The sequence below is a fragment of the Vibrio sp. YT-17 genome (assembly GCF_033337375.1).
GTDB lineage: Bacteria > Pseudomonadota > Gammaproteobacteria > Enterobacterales > Vibrionaceae > Vibrio > Vibrio alginolyticus.
Genome location: NZ_JAWOQP010000017.1, coordinates 30,014 through 53,539 on the forward strand (window position 1 = coordinate 30,014; position 23,526 = coordinate 53,539).

At 43.9% G+C, this 23,526-nt stretch carries 17 protein-coding genes; 12 read left to right on the top strand and 5 right to left on the bottom strand.

Going from position 1 to position 23,526, the window contains the following annotated elements; translation table 11 throughout:
- The first annotated feature begins 30 nt into the window (after nt 1-30).
- The 6 genes from R7F67_RS16395 (at nt 31) to tadA (ending at nt 5,532) form a co-directional block, all read left to right on the top strand.
- A complete protein-coding gene (locus R7F67_RS16395) occupies nt 31-537 on the top strand; it encodes a GspH/FimT family pseudopilin (RefSeq protein WP_017635698.1) in 507 nt (168 codons plus the stop codon).
- A complete protein-coding gene (locus R7F67_RS16400; RefSeq protein WP_017635697.1) occupies nt 518-1,108 on the top strand; it encodes a PilW family protein in 591 nt (196 codons plus the stop codon). Before R7F67_RS16395 ends, R7F67_RS16400 begins: the two co-directional genes overlap by 20 nt.
- Nucleotides 1,105-2,415, top strand: coding sequence for a hypothetical protein (locus tag R7F67_RS16405; protein WP_318057273.1), 1,311 nt, complete (start codon nt 1,105-1,107; stop codon nt 2,413-2,415). Before R7F67_RS16400 ends, R7F67_RS16405 begins: the two co-directional genes overlap by 4 nt.
- Nucleotides 2,405-2,818, top strand: coding sequence for a prepilin-type N-terminal cleavage/methylation domain-containing protein (locus R7F67_RS16410; protein ID WP_017635696.1), 414 nt, complete (start codon nt 2,405-2,407; stop codon nt 2,816-2,818). Before R7F67_RS16405 ends, R7F67_RS16410 begins: the two co-directional genes overlap by 11 nt.
- A 394-nt stretch (nt 2,819-3,212) precedes the next feature.
- Nucleotides 3,213-4,772 carry an AbgT family transporter gene (locus R7F67_RS16415; RefSeq protein WP_017635695.1) on the top strand — a complete coding sequence of 520 codons (1,560 nt, stop codon included), beginning with the start codon at nt 3,213-3,215 and terminating at the stop codon, nt 4,770-4,772.
- 211 nt (nt 4,773-4,983) lie between these two features.
- Entirely contained in the window at nt 4,984-5,532 is a 549-nt protein-coding gene (gene tadA / locus R7F67_RS16420; RefSeq protein ID WP_025998702.1) for a tRNA adenosine(34) deaminase TadA, read from the top strand.
- Between the two features lie 588 nt (nt 5,533-6,120).
- On the opposite strand, the gene mltF is transcribed toward tadA, so the two are convergent.
- Nucleotides 6,121-7,698 (bottom strand): membrane-bound lytic murein transglycosylase MltF, encoded by a 1,578-nt coding sequence (gene mltF, locus R7F67_RS16425; RefSeq protein ID WP_025998701.1) that lies wholly within the window; start codon nt 7,696-7,698, stop codon nt 6,121-6,123.
- Nucleotides 7,699-7,997: 299 nt separating this feature from the next.
- Between mltF and purL the strand changes: the two genes are divergently transcribed.
- Entirely contained in the window at nt 7,998-11,891 is a 3,894-nt protein-coding gene (purL, locus tag R7F67_RS16430) for a phosphoribosylformylglycinamidine synthase (RefSeq protein ID WP_318057274.1), read from the top strand.
- 295 nt (nt 11,892-12,186) lie between these two features.
- Entirely contained in the window at nt 12,187-12,495 is a 309-nt protein-coding gene (locus R7F67_RS16435; protein WP_025998700.1) for a DUF3622 domain-containing protein, read from the top strand.
- A gap of 90 nt (nt 12,496-12,585) precedes the next feature.
- Here the strand turns inward: R7F67_RS16435 and R7F67_RS16440 are convergent, their stop codons facing one another.
- The 3 genes from R7F67_RS16440 to R7F67_RS16450 all read right to left on the bottom strand — a co-directional run bounded on the left by R7F67_RS16440 (nt 12,586) and on the right by R7F67_RS16450 (nt 16,662).
- Nucleotides 12,586-13,026: a hypothetical protein gene (locus tag R7F67_RS16440; protein ID WP_005381599.1), complete on the bottom strand. Its 441-nt coding sequence runs from the start codon at nt 13,024-13,026 to the stop codon at nt 12,586-12,588.
- Between the two features lie 118 nt (nt 13,027-13,144).
- Nucleotides 13,145-15,331, bottom strand: coding sequence for a TonB-dependent receptor domain-containing protein (locus R7F67_RS16445; protein WP_238843127.1), 2,187 nt, complete (start codon nt 15,329-15,331; stop codon nt 13,145-13,147).
- A 263-nt stretch (nt 15,332-15,594) separates the two neighbouring features.
- Nucleotides 15,595-16,662 carry a succinylglutamate desuccinylase/aspartoacylase family protein gene (locus R7F67_RS16450; protein ID WP_064376801.1) on the bottom strand — a complete coding sequence of 356 codons (1,068 nt, stop codon included), beginning with the start codon at nt 16,660-16,662 and terminating at the stop codon, nt 15,595-15,597.
- A gap of 330 nt (nt 16,663-16,992) precedes the next feature.
- Here R7F67_RS16450 and R7F67_RS16455 point away from each other — a divergent pair, with 330 nt between their 5' ends.
- Nucleotides 16,993-17,532 carry a DUF3332 domain-containing protein gene (locus tag R7F67_RS16455; protein ID WP_005383765.1) on the top strand — a complete coding sequence of 180 codons (540 nt, stop codon included), beginning with the start codon at nt 16,993-16,995 and terminating at the stop codon, nt 17,530-17,532.
- A gap of 65 nt (nt 17,533-17,597) precedes the next feature.
- Here R7F67_RS16455 and R7F67_RS16460 read toward each other — a convergent pair whose 3' ends face one another.
- Nucleotides 17,598-19,070 (bottom strand): aminoacyl-histidine dipeptidase, encoded by a 1,473-nt coding sequence (locus R7F67_RS16460; protein WP_005381594.1) that lies wholly within the window; start codon nt 19,068-19,070, stop codon nt 17,598-17,600.
- A gap of 1,023 nt (nt 19,071-20,093) precedes the next feature.
- Here R7F67_RS16460 and R7F67_RS16465 point away from each other — a divergent pair.
- From R7F67_RS16465 to frsA, 3 genes are all read left to right on the top strand, one after another.
- Nucleotides 20,094-21,383, top strand: coding sequence for an NCS2 family permease (locus R7F67_RS16465; protein ID WP_005381592.1), 1,290 nt, complete (start codon nt 20,094-20,096; stop codon nt 21,381-21,383).
- 264 nt (nt 21,384-21,647) lie between these two features.
- Nucleotides 21,648-22,112 (top strand): oxytetracycline resistance phosphoribosyltransferase domain-containing protein Tet(34), encoded by a 465-nt coding sequence (tet(34), locus tag R7F67_RS16470; protein WP_005381590.1) that lies wholly within the window; start codon nt 21,648-21,650, stop codon nt 22,110-22,112.
- 91 nt (nt 22,113-22,203) lie between these two features.
- Nucleotides 22,204-23,451 (top strand): esterase FrsA, encoded by a 1,248-nt coding sequence (gene frsA, locus R7F67_RS16475; protein WP_033905834.1) that lies wholly within the window; start codon nt 22,204-22,206, stop codon nt 23,449-23,451.
- The last annotated feature ends 75 nt before the right edge of the window (nt 23,452-23,526 follow it).

Consider the following 23,526-nt stretch of genomic DNA (forward strand, 5'->3'; position numbering starts at 1 on the left):
CCTTTTGCCGTTTACATAGGAATTTGGGAAATGCCTCGCGGGTTTACGTTGTTGGAGCTTCTTATTACTGTTGCTGTCTTGTCAGTACTACTACTTTTTGTCGCCCCAAGTTTTTCAAAAGTTAGCCAACACATGAAAATAGTGAATTTAGCCAACGAATTACAGGGTTTTTTGATCCAAGCGAAATCGGAATCGGTGATGAGAAATCAAGATTTTTGGGTTCATATTCAAGGCTTGCCTTCATCCACCGGAAGCTGGAAGCTCACACTCTCGAGTGTATCGAATGTCACTGACATTACTTCAATGAATACTGTTGCTGAGCTGCAAGGTCATCTATATCGGGGTCTGGTGGTGTCGAGTAATATAACTAGCGTCAAGTTTGATCGTGTTATGGGGAATCCCAAAAATGCGGGAAGTATTCACCTGAAGAAATCTCAAGCGGATACCAGTCCGATAAAAGTAACTGTTCATAACGGAGCAGGGCGAGTAAAAGTGTGCGCTATGAATAAGGCAAAATATGGCTTTGAACAATGCTAAACAGCAGGGTAGTACACTTGTTGAGTTTATGATTGCTGCGTTGTTAGGACTTGTCGCTTTGGGCATTGTTGGCGCAGTGTTTCTTTCTAACCAAAAAACAGCTGTGCAGCGAAGCAAGGAAATAATGCTACTTCAGCAGATGAGTAGTGTAATTCAACAAGTGAAAGAGGATATTCAGCGAGCAGGGTTTGATGGTATTACGACAAAATCAATGATGCTTTCCGGTTCTCCTAGCGTTCTATATCAACAATCCGAAAAAATCGGTTATGTTTATCGAAACACAGCAAGCTCTGTGAGTAATACGATATATCGGTTAAAGGATAATATGTTGGAATATTGCCAGGATGATTCACCATCACCTTTAAGTGTCGTGTCTGCTGCTAGTGGATGTTTTGATCTTTTTGATCCTAAGCAAATTAAAGTAACTCAATTTGGTGTTAGTCGAACATTACTATCAGGTTCGTCAATAGAGAGTGCGTTTATTTCTATTTCAATGGCCGCTGAATTAAAAAATGATCCGGCAATTTCTCACGCCATTTTATTACAAGTTCAGCAAAGGAATTGGCAATGATACGTAAGCATCAACAAGGAGTGGCCACGTTACTTATTACTTCCATACTGCTCTCTTTCGCTTTGGTTGTGACGTTAGGGTCATATAAGAATCTATTTTATCAAATTAAGCGTGCGCAGAATGAAGTTAGTTCTCGGCAACAGCACTGGGAAGCGGAAGGGGGGCTTGAGTGTCTATTTGCTTATGTCACAGATGATGTATCCATAGTGAACGAGCTCATCCCAATTAATCACAATAATTTAAATACCTTATGTAAGAGGGAATTAAACCTTAGCCAGCTGAACGTTACTGATATAGGGGCAGGAGTCTATCGTATTAATTCTATATCTCACAATGGTTGGGCCCAGCTCAATAAAACTTTCAGTACACTAAGTAATCGTGGAAAAGGAGCGATACAAACCACATCCAAGTTAACTACTTATGGTGATTTAAAGGTTCATCCAGATGCGAAAGGTGATCTTAATTCTGACAATCTGTATGAATGCATATCACTGACTTATCGGTATAGTTATACCATGGAAGGCGGAAGCACAGGATCAAAATATAACACTGCATCAATAAGAGCGAATAGCTTATATGATGGTTCTCCTGCTGGAGGGTGTACCGCTGCAACGACAACCAATGTTACAGTAAAAGCTGGGAATGCAATTACGAAAACTAATAAACCTGAAACTTCTGATCCGCAGCTAAAAGGCGATTTTGTTTATGACTCTGAAGTCGATCCATTCCAAACCTTTTTTGATTACAAAAAAACACCGGAAAACATTGATAAAGTCAAAGCTTCATTTCCGAAAGCTGGGAAAATCAATTTGTCAAATGCGACACAGTGTAAATCAGCTATCGAAAATGCTTTTAAGGAAGTAGATAAGGTTTGGATTACTGGTGACTGCGCCATTCACGGGAATTTAGCACTTCAAGGCAACCATGAGAAATATACGTTAGTTATTCAAGATGGTATTTTTATCAATACTGGTTCAACAACATTTCAGGGTTCGCTTTTTCATTTAGTCGATAAAACTAAACCACAGTTTGCTCCTGATGAGTTAAAAAGCTATTGGGAAAGTTTGTTCTCGAATGCTGATGGCTCACCGACTAATTTTACCATTGGTAAACAATATACTGATCTTACACAAACTGTTTATGTTGATGCAGGGGCATTTCACGCAACGGGTGGTTATGGTTTTGATACTGATGGGTTAAAAACCTCAATTGCGGGCTCAATGGAGTTACTATTTGATTCCAGCAAAAGACCTACAACAAGGAGAAATGATGTTCGTTGGCAAGAGGGAAGTTGGAATGCCAAGTAAACAACATGGTTTTAGTTTAATTGAAATAATGATTTCTTTTATTTTAATTGGTGTCGGTGCTCTTGGATTGGTTAAGTTGCAAGCTTACATTGAGCTGCGGGCAGATTACGCGATGCATAGCATTGAAGCGCTAAATCTTGCTGAGCAGAAATTAGAGTGGTTTCGTACGCGTGGGGCTATTTCTGCAGTCCCCTCGATGCCCGCCGCTAATTTTGATACAAATATTGTCTCTGGGGAAGATACTACGCACCCCTTGTATACTTTATCTTGGTCTGTGCCAACGGCAACTCTGTCGGGCGCACTTAAAACGATACATATGGAAGCTCTATGGCAAGATCGCCACGGTAAAATACAATCGGTAGAGCTGAAAACCATGATCTCTAAACATAGCGAATTTGATTAAATAGTCTAGGTTCCTGTTTTACGCCGATTCAATCAAAACCGATTGGAGTTCTGGATAAGGTGTTCACTGTCCGCGTTGCCCTTTTTATATTGAAGAGAATTATTTCTTGCTTCTCATCACGTATAGTTTCTTTTCTTAAAACTATCTATTCATCGCTCTATGCAACCTCTGTTTTTGCCAGCTCGTTTACTAAATGTATATGTTGATTTTTCCATAATGTTTCAGGCTTGTATCTTTGGTTTTGTTTTTTTGCAAAATATGTCTCCAATTATGAAAAAAAATCTAGAACCTTGTGCTTTCTCCATTAGTGTTTACTAGAATACTCGTTGGATAGTAGGCCGTTATAATTATTCAAATAGGCCTTGGCACCAACATCATTCACTATGGAGTTACCATGAGTAACCAAGCTGTAAATAAAGCACCATCATCGAAGCCGAGCGGGATGGAGCGCTTTTTAAACTTTATCGAGAGGACAGGTAACAAAATCCCTGATCCTGCGATTTTGTTCTTCTGGGCATTGATCATTACTTGGGCGGCGTCAGCACTTTTGTCGAATGTATCATTCGATCTTCCAAACCCTCGAACGGGCGAAGCTCTTACTATCACCAACTTACTTACGGGCGAAGCGCTAGCAAGTTTCCTTGCTAACATGGTGACGACGTTTACTGGCTTTGCGCCACTGGGTATCGTACTTGTCGCAATGCTAGGTGTGGGTGTTGCAGATTCTTCGGGTTTTATTACGACGGGTCTTAAGAAGATGCTGAACTTCACGCCAGCTAAGCTTCTTACTCCAATGCTGATTTTGGTTGCTATTGTGTCGCATACTGCGGCAGATGCAGGCTATGTTCTGGTTATTCCTCTTGGCGGTATTATCTTCCATGCGGCAGGTCGTCACCCTTTAGCAGGTATTGCGGCAGCATTTGCAGGTGTATCTGGTGGCTTCTCTGCAAACTTTATCCCTTCAGGTATCGATCCGCTATTGGCTGGCTTTACGCAAACTGCGGCGCAGGTTCTTGATCCTGAATATGTGGTTAACCCATTAGCGAACATCTTCTTCACTGGCCTATCCTCTATCATTATTGTGGGGATTGGTTGGTACGTGACAGAGAAAATCATCGAGCCTCGTTTATCAAAAATGCCAATTGATGATGATGCGGAAACCGCGCCAAACCTAGGTTCATTTACTGAACTGGAATCAAAAGCATTCCGTTATGCAGGTTGGGCAATGATGGCGGGTATTGCTTTACTTGTTGCAGCGTTAATTCCAGAAACATCAGCACTTCGCTCGCCTGAAGGTGAAATTACTGCCTTCTCAGCACCGATAATGAAGTCTATCGTGCCGTTGATCTTTATTCTGTTTATCATTCCTGGTTACGTTTACGGTAAAGTGTCTGGAACGTTCAAGACCAGCAACGACATTATCAAAGCGATGGCTGATACTATGTCAACCATGGGCGCATACATTGTTATGTCGTTCTTCTGTGCTCAGTTCCTATCTGCATTTGCTCAGTCAAACATCGGTACGATGCTAGCGTTGTATGGCGCAGAAGGCTTAAAAGCGATGAACCTACCAGGTGAAGTGACCATCATCGGTATGATCCTTCTAACCGCGTCTGTAAACCTACTTATTGGTTCGGCATCGGCAAAATGGGCTTTAATTGGTCCAATCTTAGTGCCAATGCTAATGGCGGTTGGTATCTCGCCTGAGCTGTCTCAAGCGGCTTACCGTGTGGGTGACTCTGTATCGAACATCATTTCGCCTCTAATGGTATTTTTCCCTCTTGTAGTGGTTTACTGTCAGCGTTATGTGAAGTCGGCTGGTATCGGTACGCTTGCGTCACTAATGATGCCATTCTCGATCGCAATGCTGATCGGTTGGTCTATCTTCCTAGTTGCTTATTGGATGGTAGGTATCCCGCTAGGCATTCAAGCTCCTTACACTTACACAATGTAAAAACGTTTAGGGTGTGAAAGCCGCTAATTGGCAGCCAAAAAGCGCAGGTCTTCGATCTGCGCTTTTTTGTTCTCGTAAAACGAACATCGATAGGTCTTGTAACTAGTTTTTTGGAGTTGCAGACTTTGTCCCGTGATGTGTCGCTGTAGTGAAGCCGAAGTTGGTGATAAAATTCCCGACTTCAATCATTTTTGTTTCTTTGGAGCCTCCTTTGTCTAACCATCCGTTTACCCCTCAAGATGAATTGTTTATGCGCAGAGCGATGGAGCTTGCTGAGCAAGCAGAAGCTGAGGGGGAAGTACCTGTTGGCGCAGTGCTTGTCAAAGATGGTGAAATTATCGCTGAGGGGTGGAATCGCTCTATTGGTACTAATGACGCTACCGCACATGCTGAGATCCAAACGCTGCGTAAAGCAGGCCAAAAGCTAGAAAATTACCGCCTTCTGGATACGACGTTATATGTAACACTTGAGCCATGCCCAATGTGTGCCGGAGCCTTATTGCATAGCCGCGTTAAGCGGGTTGTTTTTGGAGCGCCAGATTTAAAAGCTGGAGCTGCAGGAACAGTGCTTAATTTGTTTGAAAGCCAAGCCGCTTACCATTACGCCTTAGTTGAAAAGGGGCTGCTAGAAGATGAGTGCCGCACTCAGCTACAAGCGTTTTTTAAGCGTCGCCGAAAGGAAATTAAAGCGAAGAAGCAAGCACAAAAAGCATTAGAAAATCGAGAGAGCGAGCAAGGTAGTGGGAGTAGTGAGGGCTAGCAAACACCTACAACGTGGTAGATGTTTGTTTGGACGCACTAGTGATTGACTAAATGTACAAAAACACGATTACGTGAACTTACTTTCTTTTTCATACATGTCAGTTTACGTTTACGTCGGATAGCAGCTACTGTGTTATTTAAACGCTTTGACTGCACTCTACGTCTTCTCATATTCAAAACCTCCTGCAGACAAGACTTATACCAGTAAAGCGCGGCTCATCGATGCTTGGCAATAGGCTCGATAATCGCACTAAACATTGTATGGTTTAAACGTTCTTCATTTGACTTCTGCATTGCACAGAGCCAGCAAACAATTTCAATACGATGCTTAATAATAGGAGTGACGTTATTTCGGCAGAGTGTAGCCGAAAGCGCCGCTTCATCAAGTGAGCTAAACCATGTGGTTGTAAAGTAATCTGTTACAAAGCAATCAGTTTTACTAACGATGAAGAAAAGGCGACCAACCAAAGGAATGGTTGAGTGTGGTTGGTGTCACTCAGAATATTGGAGTCTAGATAAGTTTTCGTTAGGACTCAACAAAAATGACGAGCTTCATAGGCTCGTCATTTTCTAGTTTACCGCGGGTTTATTCTTCAATGCTTTCTTGTTCGGTGTCTTCTTCAACCGTGACGTCAGAAGCGCCAGAGACTTGTTCTACGACGGTCTCTACTGCGCCCGATATCAAAATGTCGGGGTTGAGCGGCGGAATCACTTGCAAGTCATCGCTATTCTCATCAATCGCTGGCTGTTGGCTGACATGACCAATGATGGATTGGTAGTAACGTCGAATATTTTCTACGTAATTACGCGCTTCATCGCCTCTGGCGTACCCATAGCGAGTTTGGCTGTAATAGCGCTTCTGACGCAGTAAAGGCAGCCTATCTTTTACATCGGCCCAAGCGTTCGGATCGCCACCTTGTGCTTTGGTGAGTCGTCGTGCGTCCATCATGTGGCCGTAACCAATATTGTATGAAGCTAACGCAAACCATATTTTTTCATGCTCGTTGATGCTATCAGGCACGCGACCTACAATGCGACGTAAGTACTCGACACCACCACGAACAGATTGCTCAGGGTCTAAACGGTTTGTTACCCCGACGCTTTTCGCTGTTGGCAGAGTAAGCATCATCATCCCCCTAACACCCGTTGGCGATTTTGCTGTTGGTTTCCAATGTGACTCTTGATAAGCCAATGCTGCAATTAATCGCCAGTCGAACTCTTCGCTGTATTTTTGGAATAAAGGTGCCCATTTAGGCAATTTGTCATCCAGAGCTCGAATGAATGCGCGAGTATCAACGTAGTCAAATGCTTCAATATGACCAATGTACTTTTCTTCGAGGGTGGACAGTTCTCCTGATTGTTTGATGTTACCGAAAAACTCTATCAGCATTGCATACAAGCTTTCGTCTTCAGAACGTCGAGTAAACCAAGACACAGGTTGATCTTCTGTAAGTTCGAACGCGAGCGCAAGATCGGGGTAAAGGCGTTGAGCTAGGGAAAGTTCCACCGAATCAGTCACAGTAAAACGTAACTCACCCTTCGATACGTATTTGAGTAAGTCTCTCGTGTCAGCATCACCAACAATTTCAAACTGAAGTTCTGGATACTGCTTCTTTAACGCTGTTAGGGTCGGAACATATTGCGATTGTTCAACGATCTTTAATGTTTGAGCGCCTGCATTTGTATCTTCGTCGGACTCGTCGTCTTTCGAGGCTTGGTATTCAATGAGTTGTTCGATATCACGTGGTCGAAGTTGCCCTTTTTTATATACCACTTGTTGGCTTACATAATAATAGGCAGGGCCTGGTCTAAATCGTTTGACTGCTTGTGACGTTTGATTTAAACCCGTAGCGATGATATCGATATCTCCTTTCTTAAGAGCAGGAAAAAGCTCAGCTTGGCGAAAGGCTGGTTTAATCTCGAGTTTGACGCCGAGCTGCTCCGCAAACTGACGCGCCAATTCGTAATCCAACCCTGCGGGACCATCGGGACCTATGTAGTAGGAAAGCTGATTGTTTAGCGTGCCAACACGAAGCACACCACGTTCTTGAATTTTTTCAAATTCACTTTTGGGCTCCGACTCAATCTGGCAAGCAGAGAGTAAAAGAACAGAAACTAAAATTAGAGCACTGCGCTTGAGCCGGTTGAAGTGACTTATTTGCATTAATAGGTACATCTTGGAAAATTTCTATTTGCCTTTATATCAAAGCGAGCTCATGGGGCAAAGTGAATCACACACTTATAACGTGACATTGTGTGTTTTATCGACATTTTAGTTGTAATTCAAATTTGACAAAAAAAATGACGCAAACGGTTGCTTTTGATGTTACATCACAAAAACAATTACTATATAATGCGCTCGCAATGACGAGGTGGAATCGGCATAGGTTCGACAGGGCTTATTTTAAGTGTCTGAATTTATTCCAATATCACCTTAATCAATTGCATAAGAGACCTAAGCACATGAGAATTTTGCGTGGCTCCCCAGCTCTTTCTGAGTTTCGTGTTAATAAACTACTGGAACTTTGTCGTGAACAAGATCTGCCTGTAACTGGCATTTATGCCGAGTTTATGCACTTTGCCGATCTAAAGTCAGACCTTGATGACCAAGAGTTAGAAAAACTTGAAAAGTTACTAACTTACGGCCCAACCATCGAAGAGCATGAGCCAGAAGGTCTTCTACTTCTTGTTACGCCTCGTCCAGGCACTATCTCGCCTTGGTCTTCTAAATCTACCGATATCGCTGTTAACTGTGGTCTGGATAAAGTGAAACGTCTAGAGCGTGGTACGGCTTATTATGTCGAATCTTCAGTTGTTCTATCAGAAGCTCAAGCTGACGCTGTTAAAGCGTTAATTCACGACCGCATGATGGAAACAGTATTCACAGAATTTGAAACCGCATCAGCATTATTTACTGTTGCAGAGCCTAAGCCTGTCGCACATGTTGATATCTTAGCTGGCGGTCGTCTTGCGCTTGAAGAGGCAAACGTTTCCCTTGGCTTGGCACTCGCAGAAGATGAAATTGATTACTTGGTAGAGAACTTTACTAAGCTTGGGCGTAACCCAAACGACATTGAATTGATGATGTTTGCTCAGGCGAACTCAGAGCATTGTCGCCACAAAATTTTTAACGCAGATTGGACTATCGACGGGGTAGATCAACCTAAGTCTTTGTTCAAAATGATCAAAAACACTTTTGAAACGACACCTGACTATGTACTGTCTGCATACAAAGACAACGCAGCCGTTATGACAGGTTCTAAAGCGGGGCGTTTCTTCCCTGACCCTAAATCTCGTCAATACACGTACCACCATGAAGATACGCACATCTTGATGAAGGTAGAAACGCACAACCACCCAACGGCAATCTCTCCATGGCCGGGCGCATCGACTGGCTCAGGCGGTGAAATCCGTGACGAAGGCGCGACGGGGATCGGCGGTAAGCCAAAAGCGGGTCTGGTTGGCTTTACAACCTCTAACTTACGTATTCCTGGTTTTGAACAGCCATGGGAAACCGACTTCGGCAAGCCGGGTCGTATTGTAAATGCGTTAGACATCATGCTTGAAGGCCCTCTAGGCGGCGCGGCATTCAACAACGAATTTGGTCGTCCAAATCTATTGGGTTACTTCCGTACTTACGAAGAAAAAGTCACTTCTCATGCGGGTGAAGAAATTCGTGGTTACCACAAACCAATCATGATTGCTGGTGGAATGGGTAACATCCGCGATGAACACGTACAGAAGAAAGAGATTCCTGTGGGTGCGAGCCTAATCGTACTTGGTGGTCCGGCAATGAACATCGGTCTTGGTGGTGGTGCGGCATCTTCCATGGCATCTGGTCAGTCAGCAGAAGATCTGGACTTCGCTTCAGTACAGCGTGAAAACCCAGAGATGGAACGTCGCTGTCAGGAAGTGATCGACCGTTGTTGGCAGTTAGGCGACGACAACCCAATCGCATTTATCCATGATGTGGGTGCAGGCGGTATCTCTAACGCATTGCCTGAACTTGTCGACGACGGTGAGCGTGGCGGTAAGTTCCAATTACGCGATGTACCAAACGATGAGCCGGGCATGAGCCCACTGGAAATCTGGTGTAACGAATCACAGGAACGTTACGTTCTAGCGGTAGCGCCAGAAAACATGGAAGCATTCGACGCCATCTGTAAGCGTGAACGCGCACCGTATGCAGTGGTGGGTGTGGCGACAGAAGAGCGTCATCTAACGCTAGAAGATTCTCACTTCGACAATACGCCAATCGATATGCCAATGGATATCCTGCTTGGTAAGCCACCGAAGATGCACCGCGACGCAACCACACTAAAAGTGGAAAGCCCTGCCATTGTTCGTGATGGTATTGAGCTTAATGAAGCGGTGGATCGCGTACTTCGTCTTCCTGCTGTTGCAGAAAAAACATTCCTAATTACTATCGGTGACCGAACAGTAACGGGTCTGGTTGCTCGTGATCAAATGGTTGGTCCTTGGCAGGTACCAGTAGCAAACTGCGCAGTAACAGCGGCAAGCTACGACACTTACCATGGCGAAGCAATGTCGATGGGTGAGCGCACGCCAGTGGCATTACTAGACTTTGGTGCATCGGCTCGCCTAGCCGTTGGTGAGTCACTAACGAACATTGCGGCAACAGACATCGGTGATATTAAACACATTAAACTGTCTGCGAACTGGATGTCTCCAGCGGGTCACCCAGGTGAAGATGCGGGTCTTTACGAAGCAGTGAAAGCGGTTGGTGAAGAATTGTGTCCTGCGTTAGGTTTGACTATCCCAGTTGGTAAAGACTCCATGTCGATGAAAACCAAGTGGGAAGAAAACGGCGAGAGCAAAGAAGTCACTTCTCCACTGTCGCTAGTTATCACGGCATTTGGTCGTGTGGAAGACGTACGTAAGACCGTGACTCCACAACTACGCACTGACAAAGGAAATACTTCTCTAGTTCTTGTTGACTTGGGTAACGGCAAAAACCGCTTAGGTGCGACAGCATTGGCACAAGTATACAAACAGCTGGGTGACAAACCTGCTGACGTAGATAATGCAGAGCAGCTAAAAGGCTTCTTTGATGCAATGCAAGCGTTAGTAAGTGATGACAAGTTAGTGGCCTACCACGATAAAGGCGACGGCGGTCTGTTTGTTACACTGGCTGAGATGGCGTTCGCGGGTCACTGTGGCGTAAAAGCGAACATCGCAGAACTGGGTGACGATGCGCTAGCCGTTCTATTTAACGAAGAGCTAGGTGCGGTTGTTCAAGTTAAGAATGATGATCTAGATTCAGTTCTATCTACTCTGGCGGCAAACGGCTTAGAGGCATGCTCACATGTGATTGGTTCTGTTGAAGCTTCAGACGACTTTGTTATCACTTCTGGTGATGCAGTTGTGCTTGAACGTTCACGTACCGAACTACGCGTTATCTGGGCTGAAACAACGCATAAGATGCAAGGTCTACGTGATAACCCAGCGTGTGCAGACCAAGAGCACGAAGCTAAGAAAGACAACTCTGACCCTGGTCTAAACGTTAAGCTCAGCTTCGACGTAAATGAAGACGTAGCAGCACCGTACATTGCGAAAGGTGCTAAACCTAAGATGGCAATTCTACGTGAGCAGGGCGTTAACTCCCACGTCGAAATGGCAGCAGCGTTTGACCGAGCTGGTTTTGAAGCAACCGACATCCATATGAGCGATATCCTAACAGGCCAAGCGGTACTGGATGAATACCATGGCCTAGTAGCTTGTGGTGGCTTCTCTTACGGCGACGTACTAGGTGCGGGTGAAGGTTGGGCTAAGTCTATCCTGTTTAACGCACAAGCTCGTGAACAGTTCCAAGCCTTCTTCAACCGTGAAGAGACGTTCTCTTTAGGTGTATGTAACGGTTGTCAGATGCTATCAAACCTGAAAGAGCTGATCCCAGGTGCAGACTTGTGGCCACGTTTTGTGCGCAACGAATCTGAGCGTTTTGAAGCGCGCTTTAGTCTAGTTGAAGTTCAGAAATCTGATTCTGTATTCTTCGACGGCATGGTTGGTTCGCGTATGCCAATCGCGGTTTCCCACGGAGAAGGGCGTGTAGAAGTACGTGATGCAGAGCACCTAGCAGCGATTGAAGCATCAGGTACGGTTGCGGTTCGTTACGTGGATAACCTCGGTAACCCAACACAACAATACCCGAACAACCCGAATGGTTCGCCAAACGCGATTACCGGTTTAACAACAGCAGATGGTCGCGTAACTATCATGATGCCTCACCCAGAGCGCGTATTCCGCACAGTTGCAAATTCTTGGGCTCCGGAAGGTTGGGGTGAAAATGGCGCTTGGATGCGTATGTTCCAAAATGCCCGTAAGAATATCGGTTAATTAACCAAAGGTTAATCTAGCTTAAGTAAAGCGTTGGTTGAGAGACCAGCGCTTTCTTTTTTCTTATCACTCTTTTTTCTTCGTCGCTCTTTCTAGTGACTTGGCGAAACGTTGCTTTGTTCTGCCTCTTCTTTGTCATCTATTATCTAGCGTAAAAAACTTGCAGCGTTTAGATTACTTTTATGCTCTAATACCGCGCTTACCAAGGGATGGTGTTAAACAGCTCAGCTTAGATGGAGTTATCAAGTTGACCGAATCCCTGATTGATCCCTAAATCCCTTAGGAAATGAAAGAAATGTCTAAGAATCCAAAATTTGCTATCCGCGTCACTGAAAAACGTAACGGCTGGAGCGCAGAAATCACTCGCCAAGTGACATCTCGTAAGACTGTAGTATCAAAGCGCGAAACAGGCTTTGACAGCGAAGAGAAAGCACAAGCTTGGGCTGAACAAGAACTGGCTGGATTTATCCAAAACCAAGTGGTTCGTAACGAGCGTAAAGCAGCGCAACGTCAAGAGCGTGAAGCAGAACAACTAGCGGCAAAAGTTCGTAAAGAAGAAGCCCGCAAAGCACGTGAAACCGAAGTAGACACTGACGAAGAATAAGTTTAAATCGGTGAGATGGTGACGTTACCCATCAAACAAATAGTGAAAATGCCCTGAGTTTTGTCTCAGGGCATTTTTTATTTATATCGGCTAAAAACAATCCGACGATACGGACAAGCTAAACGTGCCGTCTTCAGGGGCTGCAAATTGTTTATTGCCAGGAAGAAGGTGAGGGTTATTAGCATAAGTGCGATGTGTCGATTTGACCTTTGCAGAATGTCTTTCCGGTAAATCAAAGTGTTGTAAGCCGTCAGATAGATCGTTTGCTTCACCGTAGTCGAAATGTGTTGCGACGTCTTTGGGCTGCTTGGCGTAACGACAGTGATCCGGCTTACCATCTTCGTGCCAAGTTAAAGAGTTAGTTTTTGCATCTAGATTCAGGTTATTTGCTGTTGGCTGTGCGTAAAAATCTTCTGAAACTTGGTGCTTGCTTTGTTCTTGTAAGTAGTCTGCAATGTTCTCAGAAGCTTGCGCTAGGCTACCTACAGGGAAGAAGCAAATCAGAAGAAGCCGTGTTTTTAGATTGTTCATAATGTGTATGCAAGCAAAAGGAAATGATAATACTGATAAATAAAACGGCGTGCAATTATGGCCATTGGATACGATATAACAGGGCAGTTAATGTCTGCCCTGCATCTTTTAGGTATGGTTAGTATTGATAAGTGAGGTGCAGTTTGACTTCGCGACCAGGCGAAGGCACGCCATTAGATAGGTATGCTTCGTAGTAACGATCGGTTAAGTTTTTCACAACCGCGCCAACGCTCAAGCCTTCGACTTGTTGTATTTCCCAAACCACGTAAGCGTTTTGTAGCGTGTATTGCTCACTTGGCGATTTCACTTTTAAATTATTACCGCTTGCCTTGGTTTTGGTTTGCGCATCATACCAACGGACTTCCCAGCCCGTACGTAAACCAGGAATCCATTCGTAACCCAAACCCAGATTAATGTTTAATGGCGGTACATCAGGATGATCATCATCTGAACCTGTAGAGTCAGATAGGCTACCTTTGTTTTTGCCGCGAATGTAACTTGCTGAGAAATTACTGTAGAAATCTTCAATCCGGTATTGTGAAATTAGCTCAAAGCCATAGTTTTTAAAGCCATCTAGGTTTGTATTCCAGCTTTGTAACTCAGTCGTATTTTTGTCGAGGTTTTCGCCCGTTCGTATATCAACTGTGTCGCTAACATCGTTATAGAACACAGTTAACTCTGTTGCGAGGTTATCGCGAGAGTTCACCAGCCCTTCCGTTAAGTTGATAATGCTTGCTTGATAAGCATGGATACGAGACACGTCCAGATTCAAAGCAGTAGCCGTAGCGGTAGCTCGCGCATATTGCACTGAGTAGATGTTATCAACGGTTGGTGCTTTTAAAGCGTAGGCGTAGGAGGCGTTTAAACGCGTATTATTGCTCGCATCAAAGTCGATATCCAAACGTGGGCTAAAGCCTTTATGCGTCGTTTCACCGTAGTTATGTCCGGCAGCTGGATCATTATAATCCGGCGCTGCGTTCCCTTTTCCTTCACTCTTGATGTATTCGTAACGCAGAGAAGGTGTGATTGTTAGGCGGTCTGTTGCTTGATAGTGATCAGCAATGTAAGCGGCATAAATTGACTGCGTGCCAGATGGTTCGTAGTAAGGGGTGTACCAACCGTAGTTTTTCGCTTCATTACTGTCGTATGATGCGTTGAATACCAACGAGTCTCTATCGGTTTTTTGATATTGAAGCCCAGTGATTAGAGTGTGGTCTCCGAATTGTGCTTGGTTAAACACATCAACGTAGTCACGCTCGTAACTCAGCCATGACTCATGACCGTAACTGCCAACAGAAACGAACATTTTCTCGAATGCTACGTCAGGGCGAACCCAATGACGATCGTTTTCGGAACGTGCCATTTTGATATTGAAATCAATATACGGGTTAGTCGGCATGTAGTGGTAAGAGATGGTCGTGGTGTTGTCCGTGTATTTGTTATCGACGGTGTAAGCGTATTGGGCTTTTTCTAATGAGCCGTATTTCTTGATATTGTATTCGGTGATGTTAGGCATTTTTCCGCGGCGGTTAGCCCAAGGTTTACGACCTTCATCTTTGTAGCGAGTGTGGCTAAATTCAAACTCGTGATCGTTGTTTTCATAACCGACCTTTACGAGCATGTTTTCTTGCTCATAACCTGAGTAATCCAGCGTTTCACCACCTCCGACGTTAATGTCATCAGAATCTTTTACCGAGCCATTCGCTAGAAAATAAAAACCAGTATCGTTTTTACCATAGAGTGTTAGCGTGTAGGCGTTCTCATCGCCGTTGGTGTTGTATGCACTTGAGATGCGAGCACCAAAGTTTCTTTCGCCGTACAGGAGATCATCGACACTTTTGGTTTTAATGCGAATGGAGCCACCAAACTTCCCGTTGAGTGCTCGATAGTCGTGCGCGCCCTTGATAATTTCTGCTTCGCCAATTAAGAACGGATCAAAAAAGAAGGTACCGTAGCGGTATTGTTGAAAACCAATTGGAGCGCCATCGACAAAGACGGCGATATCGCTTGGATCATCAAAACCACGAATGTTAATACGTTCGCCACCAGAACGACCGCCACCATCTATTGATGCACCGGGAACGGCATCGATCATTGAGGCAAAATTAGAGTACTGTTGCTCTTCAATCTCTGACCAATTAATGGTGGTTTGCGCAGGCTCAGCAATGGTAATAGGTTTGGCATAACGAACGCCTATGACTTCAAGCTCTTCATTTGGCGCTGTCTCGGCATATGAATAAAGAGGGAAGAGCAAAGCCAGTGAAATGAGATTTACTTTGAATGGATGACTTTTTAATCGTTTCATATTGATGATTTATAGTGTTTTTATGAAGCTGGGATTATAAGAACATTATTACGATTAATAAATGATAATGAGATTAATTATCAAATGTGTTTTTGCGACGGATTGTAAAGTTTTTTATCCATTCGTGGAAACTACGATAAGTATCGTTAGCGTACATAAAACAAAAAGCCCAGCATCATGGACGCTGAGCTTATTGGTTTTAAACAAGATAGTGCGAGCACTGTTGCCCCTTTTGAGCTAATCAGGCGCCTACTTGGTAGGAATTACTGAGTTTCTAACGGTATCTGTCCGGTGGTCAGCGGCTCGGCATCGAATTCAGTGAGGCCTTCAATATAGCTTTCGACTGCTTGCTCTAAAGCATTATCACCTTGGTTAAAATAGGCAAGGTGGAAAATTGCATCGCCTTCGTTCACCAATGGTAATGTTTGTTGACCGATAACCAAACCACGCTTCGGGGCTTTTAGTTCTATCTCATCATGACCAAGAGGAGAGCTAATATAAGCGAGCGTTTCCCCCTGTTCTACTTTGTCTCCCAGATTAACGACAGTACGCAAAATGCCGTTACCTGACGCGCGAACCCAGCTGGTGGACTTCGCTATGATAGGCTCAGGCAGCTTTTTCCTGCTCGCACGCAACATACCAATGGCTTGCATTACGCGCCGAATCCCGAGTACACCAGCGCTGATCGAAAGTGGATCAAAACGCAATGCTTCGCCAGCTTCGTAGGTGAGCACTGGAATATCGCATTTTTCTGCTTCACTGCGTAAAGAGCCATCACGCAATGCTGAATCAACAATCACTGGCGTCGAAAATGCTTGAGCAATACGTAGAGTTTCTGGGTTGCTTAAGTTTGCGCGAATCTGTGGCAAGTTCGTGCGATGAATTGCCCCTGTGTGTAGATCCAAAATGTAGTCACAACGCTTGGCAATGTTGTTAAAGAACCCGTGTGCCATACGAGATGCAAGTGCGCCTTTTTCACTGCCAGGAAAGCAACGGTTGAGATCTCGTCGGTCGGGCAAGTAACGAGATTTATGGATGAAACCAAAAACGTTAACGATAGGTACTGCAATGACAGTGCCTTTCAGTTTTTGTGGATCCAGTTGGTTAATGATCTGACGAACGATTTCTACGCCATTAAGCTCATCACCATGGATAGCAGCATTCACCATTAACACTGGTCCTTCTTGTTTCCCATGGATGATTTCCACAGGAATAGATAAAGGCGAATGTGTATATAGCTTCGCTGCTTCAAATTCGATCTCTAATCGTTGTCCTGGTTGTATTTGATGTCCTAAGAGCTCAAACACTTTGCTTTTTTTACTTCTGGCCATAAACCATCTCTGTCAAATGCGTCATCAGCAATGTAACAATTGCTGCAAAATCGCACTAATCATTCTCATTAAGGACACGACAAATTACTTTAATCGTCATGCGTGAAATTTTGGTATGTGTGAAGTTTTTGTTTTCAATATGATCTTTTCTATCAGTTTAATACATAACAAGACATAGAGAAGAGTGCGCAATAATAGCCTTAAAAAATGTGACTGTATTAAAAATAATACTGTTCATGGAGGACAAAAAAACGGACTTTTAACCCTACTTTTTATCCGATAATATCCGCGCCGAATTTGAGGTTTCACACTTTCTAACTAGAGGTTTTGATGAAAAAGGCAATTGCTAAAATTGGTGCATTGACTGCGGTAGCAGTTTCACTTTCAGGTTGCGTAGGTAGTAATGCCGTGACAGGTTATGTTATGGGGTTTAACTTGAAAGCTGTTGACAACCGTTACGCTCGAGGTGGTCTAAATATGCTTTTAGCGCCTGTTTATGGTGTCGCGATCGCAGCGGATTATATCGTGTTTAACTCTCTAGAATTTTGGACGGGTAAGAACCCGTTAAATGGTAAGCCACATATCTTCGATACAAAGGTAGATACTTACATTGATGTAAACCACCAATTAGATAAATCGTTAACGACGGCACCAATCGCACCATTAGCGGATAACCGTGTCATTGAGCAGGGGCGAATGCAGCAAATCGATGAGAACACTGTTCAAATGGATATTACTTACAGTAACGGTGAAAAGGCGACACTCATGGGTGTACGCGATGGTGAGTTTGTTACTTACTACATTGATGGTGAAGTTGTTGCACAAACCTCAATGGATGAATTAGCCGCTTACGCGCAAAACCGTGTGTAGTTGGGTTCAACTAAACCAAAAAAAAGGGTGCCGTATGGCACCCTTTGTCGTTTTTCGTGATTGAATTATGCTTTCTCTGGAATCGCTTCTAAAAGCGCGACCATCTGATCCCAGTACAACTGAACAGTATCAATCTTCACTTTCTCATCTGGAGAGTGAGGGAATTTTATTGTTGGACCGAAAGAAACCATATCCATGTGTGGGTATGGTTCTTTAAATAGGCCACACTCAAGACCAGCATGGATGACCATGATGTTCGGCTTATGACCGTAAATGCCTTCATACATATCACGGAAAATTGCCATGATCTCGGAATCTGCATCTGGCTTCCAGCCAGGGTAAGCGCCTGAGAACTGAATTTGTGCGCCTGCTAGCTCAGTAATCGAGCGCAGCATGCTTTCCACTTGGCTACGGCCAGAGTCAATGAGAGAACGAATCAAGCAAAGCACGGTGACTTTATTTTCTTCTGTGCTGATCACACCAACGTTTAGAGAAGTTTCAACAACGCCTTCCACCTCATCACTCATACGGATTACGCCGTTTGGACAAGCGTTAAGTGCCGCAATGAATCGTTGCTGATCGGCGATTGAAAATACTTGCGCGTCAGTCGTGATCGCTTCATTAAAGGTTACGATACCTGTTTCGATTTTACCCAATTCAGTTTTAAGCAGCTCAGTGTAGTGGTTGAACAGCTCAGCAAGTTTGTCTTGGTTTTCGACAGGAAGCGCGACAGTAACAAACGCTTCGCGAGGGATTGCATTACGTAAGCTACCACCACGGAATTCGACTAAACGTAAATCAAGCTCTTGAGCATGACCGGCAAGGAAACGACCAAGTAATTTGTTGGCATTACCGCGACCTGTGTGAATGTCACAACCTGAGTGACCACCTTTTAGGCCTTTCAGCGTCAGTTGGCGTGTTACAAAACCTGCAGGCGTTGATTCTCGAGAAATATCGAAAGTCATGGTGCCATCAACGCCACCTGCACAACCCATGTAGACTTCGCCTTCTTGCTCAGAGTCTGTATTTAGAAGAATCTCACCCTCTAACCAACCAGCTTCAAGGCCAAATGCGCCAGTCATGCCTGCTTCTTCATCAATCGTCAGCAGAACTTCGAGTGGACCGTGCTTAATATCTTTAGATGCCAATACAGCAAGGCAAGAAGCCATACCAATACCGTTATCTGCACCAAGCGTCGTGCCTTTCGCAGTTACCCATTCGCCATCGATGTAAGGTTGGATTGGATCTTTGGTGAAGTCGTGTTCAGTGTCTTCGTTTTTCTGCGGCACCATGTCGATGTGTGCTTGAAGTACAACAGCCTTCTTATTCTCCATTCCTGGTGTCGCGGGCTTTTTGATGAACACGTTACCGGTTGGATCACGGCGAACGTCAAAGCCTTGCTCTGTTGCCCAGTTGATAATGTACTGTGCTAATGCTTCTTCATGTTTCGATGGATGAGGGATAGAACAAATCTTATCGAAAAACTGCCAAAGTGGAGCAGGTGATAAGGTACTGATCTCAGAATGGAACTCAGACACGGAGGACTCCTTTTGATGTGCTTTGCCAAATATATACCGTAAAAATGTTGTCAAGGTAGCATTAAATGCTAGACGATTTGGCCTTCAAATTGCCGTTAGCATACCACCAGATAAGGAGTACGAGTAGTCGCGATCACAAGGATTTCTCTCAGAACTGTCACAGTTTGTGAATACAATAACAAGCACTATGTGTTCTCTATCATACATTCTGAAAGTGGCTTTATTTTTTAATTCATAAAATTGTAATTTAATTACATATAAACTTTGATAAAGGTCAATTTATGTATTTTTTGTGATTCCAATCACTAAAATGCTTGTAATTAAATTTCTTGGTGGTATATTTGTAACCAGCTTCTGAGAGAAGAATGAAATGCTCAAAGGATGAGTCCGTTTTATCGCCTCCAAGGAACCGAGAAATCAACGAATGTTTAATTGATTTAAAAGGTGATAGTTATGAAAGGTTTACCAAGTACAATGTTCTGGAATAGCAAGTCTGTTTACACCGGTAACTTTGTATACCCAACAAGCTTTGGCTACTAAGTGAAGTCAACGCATGTGACTCGAACAGTTTGTTCACCCCTATAAATTGGAATTTTTTTTCAGTGATAGTGCTGACATGATTCACCGCCACCCAAATTGGGTGGCGTTTTTTTATCTCTATTTTCTCTTCCTGACTCACTTATTGCCATCAAAGCCTTCTTCTATTCCCCATTCTTCGGTTTTATCGACTTTTCCATCAAATCTGTTAGATACCATGTTTAAAATGGGCCTTTTTCATCTGAAAGTTTAGTACATTGCTCAGTTTTTATTCTCTTTTAGAGAACTGTGTTATCTGGGTTACCTATTGTTTTATAAGAATATATTTCTTTACTTGCTTTGATGGGTTAGAGAATGTGTTTCATATCCAAAGAAAAAAAACGCATTAGAGTGAAGATTCTATCTAGAATTTGCTATTTGATAACTTTATAATTCCCGCCAATCGATTACGCAACCGTTTACTTTTTACCTTTACAGGATTCGATCATGCTCGAGAGGCTTTTTAAACTCAGTGAAAATGGCACAAATGTGCGCACTGAGATCATTGCAGGTGTTACGACCTTCCTAACTATGGCTTACATTATTTTTGTAAACCCAGCGATCCTGTCGGATACCGGTATGGACCGTGGCGCCATTTTTGTCGCAACTTGTCTTGCTGCCGCAATCGGCTGTTTTATCATGGGATTTGTTGCCAATTACCCAATCGCACAGGCACCAGGAATGGGCCTGAACGCATTTTTTACTTACTCTGTTGTATTGGGAATGGGTTATACGTGGCAAGTTGCGTTGGCGGCTGTATTTGTTTCTGGCCTTCTGTTCATTCTTTTAAGCGTATTTAAGATCCGTGAGTGGATTATTAACTCGATCCCGCATTCTCTACGAACAGGTATTTCAGCTGGTATTGGTCTTTTCTTAGCGTTTATCGCATTAAAAAATGCAGGTATCGTCGTTGATAACCCAGCGACATTAGTTTCTATGGGAGAGATCACATCATTGCCATCTGTATTGGCCGCGATTGGCTTCTTTCTTACGATTGCACTGGTTCACCGTGGTGTGAAAGGTGCGGTGATGATCGCCATTCTTGGCGTTACAGCGCTTGGTCTTCTATTTGGTGATGTGCAGTGGGGCGGTATTATGTCAACGCCACCAAGCATTGCGCCAACTTTCATGCAACTGGATTTCTCTGGTTTGTTTGAAGTAGGCATGATTTCCGTCGTATTTGCTTTCCTATTTGTCGATTTATTTGACACCGCAGGTACGCTCGTTGGCGTTTCTCAAAAAGCTGGTCTAACTGACGAGAATGGCAACATCCCTCGTTTAAACAAAGCGTTACTTGCAGACTCAACAGCAACGTCAGTAGGTGCATTACTTGGTACCTCCAACACGACATCTTATATTGAAAGCGTTTCTGGTGTAGCTGCGGGTGGGCGTACTGGTCTAACAGCCGTGGTTGTTGGTGTACTCTTCCTACTTGCTCTATTGTTCTCACCACTTGCGGGTATGATCCCTGCTTATGCAACGTCAGGTGCGCTATTCTATGTGGCGATCTTGATGCTGTCTGGGCTAGTAAGCATTGATTGGCGTGACCTAACTGAAGCGTCCCCAGTTGTTGTGACTTGTTTAGTTATGCCGCTAACATTCTCGATTGCAGAAGGTATCACGTTAGGCTTTATCGCATACGCGGCGATCAAGTTATTCAGCGGTAAGGGCCGTGAAGTGTCGATGAGTGTATGGGTGATGTCAGCCATCTTCATCGTTAAATACCTCGTCGGTTAATTTCTCGAGCAAAAAGCCAGTGTGGATTTATTCACGCTGGCTTTTTCTTTTTTTACGTTGTTCACAGAAGACGGTTTTTCTGCGGAATAGGCAGAGAATTTTGATATCACCGTTGGTATTAGCGGTGTGTTTCGGTAGAATAATCGTTTGCGCAGCTTGAAATCCTCGTCTCCAAACATTTTGGAGAAGTTAGTGAGCATTCCGCTTTTGAGTGACTTCGCTAGATTTTGAGGATGCATATTTTCAAATTATTAGGTTATTACAATGAGTAAAAAATTCATTATCACTTGGGATGCAATGCAGACTTACTGCCGTGAACTGGCTGAAAAACAAATGCCAGCTGAGCAATGGAAAGGAATTTGGGCGGTAAGCCGCGGCGGTTTGGTTCCTGGCGCTATTTTGGCTCGTGAACTGGGTATTCGTTACGTTGATACAATCTGTATTTCAAGCTACGACCATGATCATCAGCGCGACATGACGGTACTAAAAGCACCTGAAGGTGATGGCGAAGGTTACCTAATCGTTGAAGACCTAGTAGACAGTGGTGATACAGCGCGCAAACTACGTGAGATGTATCCAAAAGCGAAAATGATCGCTGTGTGTGCGAAACCATCAGGCAAAGAGCTGCTGGATGATTACGTTGTAGATATTGCTCAAGACACTTGGATCGAGCAGCCTTGGGATATGTCAATCCAGTATGCTGAGCCAGTAAACCGCAAGCAAAAATAAACGCGGTTAAAGAATATTGAGAAATGCCCCTTTATAGGGGCATTTTTTTTATTATGATATTAAATCATGCTAATAGCCTAGGGTTCTTCCTATGTCTGAAGACGTCAGTAAAAATCTTTCCGAAACTTTGTTCGTGAAACATAAGCAAGCAAAAGAAACCTCCGCGCTTACCCAGTACATGCCGACCAGTAAAAAAATACTTGATGAACGAGAAGCGCAGGGTGATCGTGCTTGGTATCGTCATTTGCGTCGCTTGCAATGGGCTTGGCAAGGATTGTCTCCGATCGAAATGGAAGGCGTACTGTCCAAAATTGCTTCATCTTCTCACTCGCGAACCAATGATGATTGGTTGGACACTGTAATGGGTTATCACAGTGGTAACTGGACATTTGAGTGGATCAAGCTTGGTATGGCTCATCAGAAGCGAGCAAATGAAATGCAAGGAGAAGAGGCAGCGGATGAACTCTTCACTGCTTCTTTGTGTTTTAGTATTGCAGGCTACCCACATTTAAAAAATGACAACTTGGCATCGCAGGCTCAAGTACTGGCAAACAAAGCGTATTCTGACGGCGCAGAAAAAACTAAGTACACCATCAAGCAAATTGAAGTGCCTTACCAAAATCGCAAAATCATCGCGAACCTCCATTTACCAAGAACGGATAAACAGTTGCCTGTGGTCATGGTGAGCGCTGGTTTGGATACTCTACAAACCGACATGTGGCGTTTGTTCCGTAATCGTCTTGCACCGCGAGATATTGCGATGTTAACCGTAGACATGCCTTCAGTAGGGCATAGCTCTCATTGGCCCTTGACCGAGAATTCAAGTTGCCTACATCAAGCGGTATTGAATGAGCTTTACTCGCTACCTTGGGTTGATCATCACAAAGTGGGGTTAGTTGGGTTTCGTTTTGGTGGTAATGCCATGATCAGACTCTCTTTTGTTGAGCAAGAAAAGATCAAAGCTTGTGTCGCTCTAGGCGCACCCGTACATGATATTTTTACTTCCCCTCAGAAGTTACAAAAAATGCCGAAGATGTACCTAGATCTTTTGGCTTCCCGTTTGGGGAAAAATGCGGTTGATATTAATAGCATGGCTGGTCAGATGATGGCGTGGTCATTGAAGGTTCAGGGCTTCCTGAGCAGTCGAAAAACCAAAGTGCCTATTTTGGCTTTGAGTCTTGAGGGCGATCCAGTGTCGCCACACAGTGATAATCAACTTGTTGCTCTATTTAGCCAGTATGGTAGAGCAAAAAAAATCAGTTCCAAAACAATTACAAAAGGATATGAGCAATCCCTCGATTTAGCCATAAAGTGGCTAGAAGATGAATTATTAGGGTGACAATTCTCCTAAATTAGTTAAGAGTGATATATCTGAGCAAAAAATAAGCTCATGATAATTAAAAATAATAATCAT